Consider the following 3,440-nt stretch of genomic DNA (forward strand, 5'->3'; position numbering starts at 1 on the left):
GCCATCCCCACGACGAGCCACAAGACCATATCAGAAGGTAAGCGGCGTCGGCGGATAGTGGCCTTTTCAGACAAGGCGGCAGCGGCAGTAATCCATTCGTCGGGAATATGGTCGGCAAAAATGGCCAGCCGAGCCAGCATGTCGCCAGATGCCTCAACAACATCGTTCAGATCGTTTGCAATAGACATAAAAAATCCGTAACTAGTGATTGGTTCCGGATTGTCCTACAGCAGAAGGATCGGTCAATGGATCCTTAACTGATCAGCATTGCGCCATGTGCGGCCCTGTTTGAGGTACTGACCGGCAATCTCACCAATCTTGCCTATAAACACCACCCGGTGCCATTCGGTCCGCTCTTGCTGTTGGCCGGTTTGCCGATCACGCCAACTCTCGGAGGTCGCCAGACTGATGGTGGTCACCGCCCCCCCTTGTGCCATCTGCCGCACCTCCGGCTCCTGGCCAAGATGGCCGATCAGCATGACTTTGTTGATACCCCGAGTTGCCATATTTGCTCCAATTTTTTTATAGATAGAAAGTCGGCGGGGTCACGATCGCAATCGTTCATCCCATTACTGTATCGAATTGCGCCGGTTGAAAGGGTACGCCCCTCCACACTTACTCGCCCTCGACGGATTGACTCTTGGTGCGGGTGAAGAGGGGGAGTGATGCATCGCCCTCCGCAATCGGGAACCACCATACCCGCGACTCCCCATCACGTAGCTGTGACCATTTGGTGCCGGGGGCGGCTTTCGCCTTGTTGAGGGAGGGGAGGAGGTCAACGTGCCACCGGCAGATCTTCCCAACGGGTGGTGTAACAGGGGCTCAGGTGCGCTTGGCGCATCATCCACTCGGGTGACCCCGTACCCTGACTGGCAAAGCCGACTTTTCCCAATCCTTTGGCCTTGATCTGATCGAGCACCGCCATCAGCGCATCCGATTGAGGGGAGGGCGAGGCAAACAGATCGGCCTGTTGCTGCCCCTTGGGGGTGAACTCACTGAGCATCACGCCCGCTTTTTGATAGCGATGGCCGTCGCGCCAAATTTGCGGTAGCAGCACGCTCACTTGCTGCAGCAGCAAACGGGTGTCATCGGTTGGGCAGACCAGCCGAACGCCGGCCTGCTCGCTGTAATAGGGGGCCTGCTCATCAAACGGGCTGGTGCGCACAAACAGGTGCACCCGCTGGCAGCACATTTCCTCCGCCCGCAGCTTCTCGGCAGCGCGAGCCATAAACCCCGCCAGGGCTTGTGCCATTGCCGCGCACTCGGTGATCCGCTCGCCAAACGAGCGGCTGGAGAGGATCTGTTGCTTCGCCACCGGTTCAACGGCCAGCTCTGCGCAAGGCAGGCCACGTAGCTCCTGCACGATCCGCTCGACCACCACGCCGAATTGGGCGCGCAACCTTTTGGCATCGCTGGCGACCAGATCGGCCACCGTGTGTATGGCTTGCCGTTGTAACTTGACCGTCAAGCGGCGACCAATCCCCCACACCTCCTCCACCGGGGTGATCGCCATCAGCCGGGCCCGGCGCAGTTCATCGTGCAAATCGACCACGCCGCCGGTGGCAGGCCACTTTTTGGCGGCATAGTTGGCCAGTTTGGCGAGGGTCTTGGTGGGGCCAATGCCGACCCCGACCGTGAGGCCGGTCCACTGCAGCACCCGCTGGCGGATCTGCTGCCCATAGGCGGTGAGATCCCCGGCAAACGACGCCGACAACGCCAGAAATGCTTCATCGATGGAGTAGACCTCCAGCTCAGGGGCCATGGTCTCCAGCGTGCTCATCACCCGGCTCGACATATCACCATAGAGGGCATAATTGGAGCTGAACGCCACCCCGCCATGCGCCTCAAACGGCTCGCGTATCTGAAAGTAGGGCACCCCCATCTTGATGCCCATCGCCTTGGCTTCGTAAGAGCGAGACACCACGCAGCCATCGTTGTTGGAGAGCACCACCAGTGGTCGCCCACGCAGCTCGGGGCGAAACAGCCGCTCACAACTGGCGTAGAAGTTATTAACATCAACCAGCGCAATGGCCATCACGCTGCCTCAAATTACCGATCACATGGGTCACCACCCCGAACAGCTCAAACCCTTGCTCGGCATCCACCGCCAGCGGGGCAAAGGCTGGGTTGGCGGGCAGCAACGCGAGCCGGGGGGTGAGTTGCAAGATCTTCACCGTAAAGCCGCCATCGAGCAGTGCAATCACCACGTCACCGTGGCGGGCGGTCAGGCTCTTATCGACCACCAACACATCACCGGGAAAGATACCGACCCCGGTCATGCTCTCCCCCTCGGCACGCAGGTAGAAGGTGGCGGCCGGATGGCTGATGCAGTGACGATTGAGATCGAGACTGCCTTCCAGATAGTCGCTGGCGGGGCTGGGAAAGCCGCAAGAGGCCCGCTGCAAGAACAGCGGCATGGCCACCTCAGTGGCTGAAAGGTCTGGGGTGAGTAGGTTCATCATGCTGCAAGGCTGTATATCCATACAGCCATTATAAAACCCAATGTTTGCATCAACGCAAGTTTTGGTTGGCCAGGATCGCGTAGCATGGCCTCAATCGGTAACAACATGGTCAATGGAAGATGACGAGACGAAGGAAATATATCTGCCCGGCCTGCAGGCAAAAGAGTGGTGTTGATATCGTCTATGGCATGCCGTCTGAAGAATTGGTCGCGATGAGCGATCGCCGTGAAGTGGCATTGGGGGGGTGCTGCATTGAGATCGGCTACTCGATGGAGCGGTGTTGCACCCTCTGTCAGCATGAGTGGCGCATTAAACGTAGAAAACCGACTGCGCAAACGGAGTAACCCACCGCCAGTGGGAAGGGGCGTGGGTGGCTAGCCCCAGCAACCCGGTTTTGCGGCAACGGGCTGCAACATGCTCGCAGCAGAGCCGCGAACATCTGCCTGAAATTGACATCCTCCCCCACCTTAGCGCTTCGCGTCACAGGAGGGGGATTCCCATTACTGGGTGATAGCTGCTCGCGCAGTACCGGGTTCCTGCTTCATCGGGCGGCCTGATTGCACCACGCCTCCACAGGCTAAAACGGCGTGTCCCGCCGCTAAAATATTGCGAGCGCCGTTCACATCGGCGTTCGCCTCATAACCACACGCAGCGCATTTAAACTGGCTTTGCGTCTGGCGGTTATCCTTCGCAGTATGCCCACAACAGGCGCACTGCTGGCTCGTGTAGGCCGGGTTTATCGCCAACACCTGACCGCCTCGCCATGCCTGCTTATATTCGAGCTGGCGGCGCAGCTCAAACCAGCCCTGATCTAATATCGAACGATTCAGCCCTGATTTTGCCCGGACGTTGCGCCCCGGCTGGCTGGTCGTGCCCGCTGCTGATTTTGACATGCTGGCAACCTTCAAATCCTCAATGACGATCATCGCGTGGTTTTTGCTGATAGTCGTTGTGACCTTGTGAAGGTAATCGCGGCGG

Annotated in this window: 4 protein-coding genes and 1 pseudogene; all 5 read right to left on the reverse strand. The window is 58.9% G+C overall.

Annotated elements, in window-relative coordinates:
* A partial coding sequence (locus C3418_RS23065) for a transposase domain-containing protein (protein ID WP_181023087.1) occupies positions 1-188 on the reverse strand: 188 nt, incomplete at its 3' end.
* A gap of 93 nt (positions 189-281) precedes the next feature.
* Positions 282-506 (reverse strand): annotated as a pseudogene (gene ssb, locus C3418_RS23070) (single-stranded DNA-binding protein); the annotation flags it as partial.
* 269 nt (positions 507-775) lie between these two features.
* On the reverse strand, positions 776-2,035 hold the full coding sequence (gene umuC, locus C3418_RS23075; protein WP_103859356.1) for a translesion error-prone DNA polymerase V subunit UmuC: 1,260 nt from the start codon (positions 2,033-2,035) through the stop codon (positions 776-778).
* Complete coding sequence (gene umuD / locus C3418_RS23080; RefSeq protein WP_069785121.1) at positions 2,016-2,459, reverse strand: translesion error-prone DNA polymerase V autoproteolytic subunit; 444 nt, start codon at positions 2,457-2,459, stop codon at positions 2,016-2,018. Before umuD ends, umuC begins: the two co-directional genes overlap by 20 nt.
* A 503-nt stretch (positions 2,460-2,962) precedes the next feature.
* Positions 2,963-3,440: RNA-guided endonuclease TnpB family protein (locus tag C3418_RS23085; RefSeq protein WP_146054136.1), on the reverse strand; the 478-nt coding region annotated here is incomplete at its 5' end.

It is taken from the genome of Aeromonas sp. ASNIH8, assembly GCF_002919855.1.
In the GTDB taxonomy this organism is placed as follows: domain Bacteria; phylum Pseudomonadota; class Gammaproteobacteria; order Enterobacterales; family Aeromonadaceae; genus Aeromonas; species Aeromonas caviae.

Excerpts from the sequence above, each read along its gene's own strand:
- umuC (WP_103859356.1), bottom strand. The coding sequence starts at position 2,035 with ATGGCCATTGCGCTGGTTGATGTTAATAACTTCTACGCCAGTTGTGAG.
- umuD (WP_069785121.1), bottom strand. The coding sequence starts at position 2,459 with ATGAACCTACTCACCCCAGACCTTTCAGCCACTGAGGTGGCCATGCCG.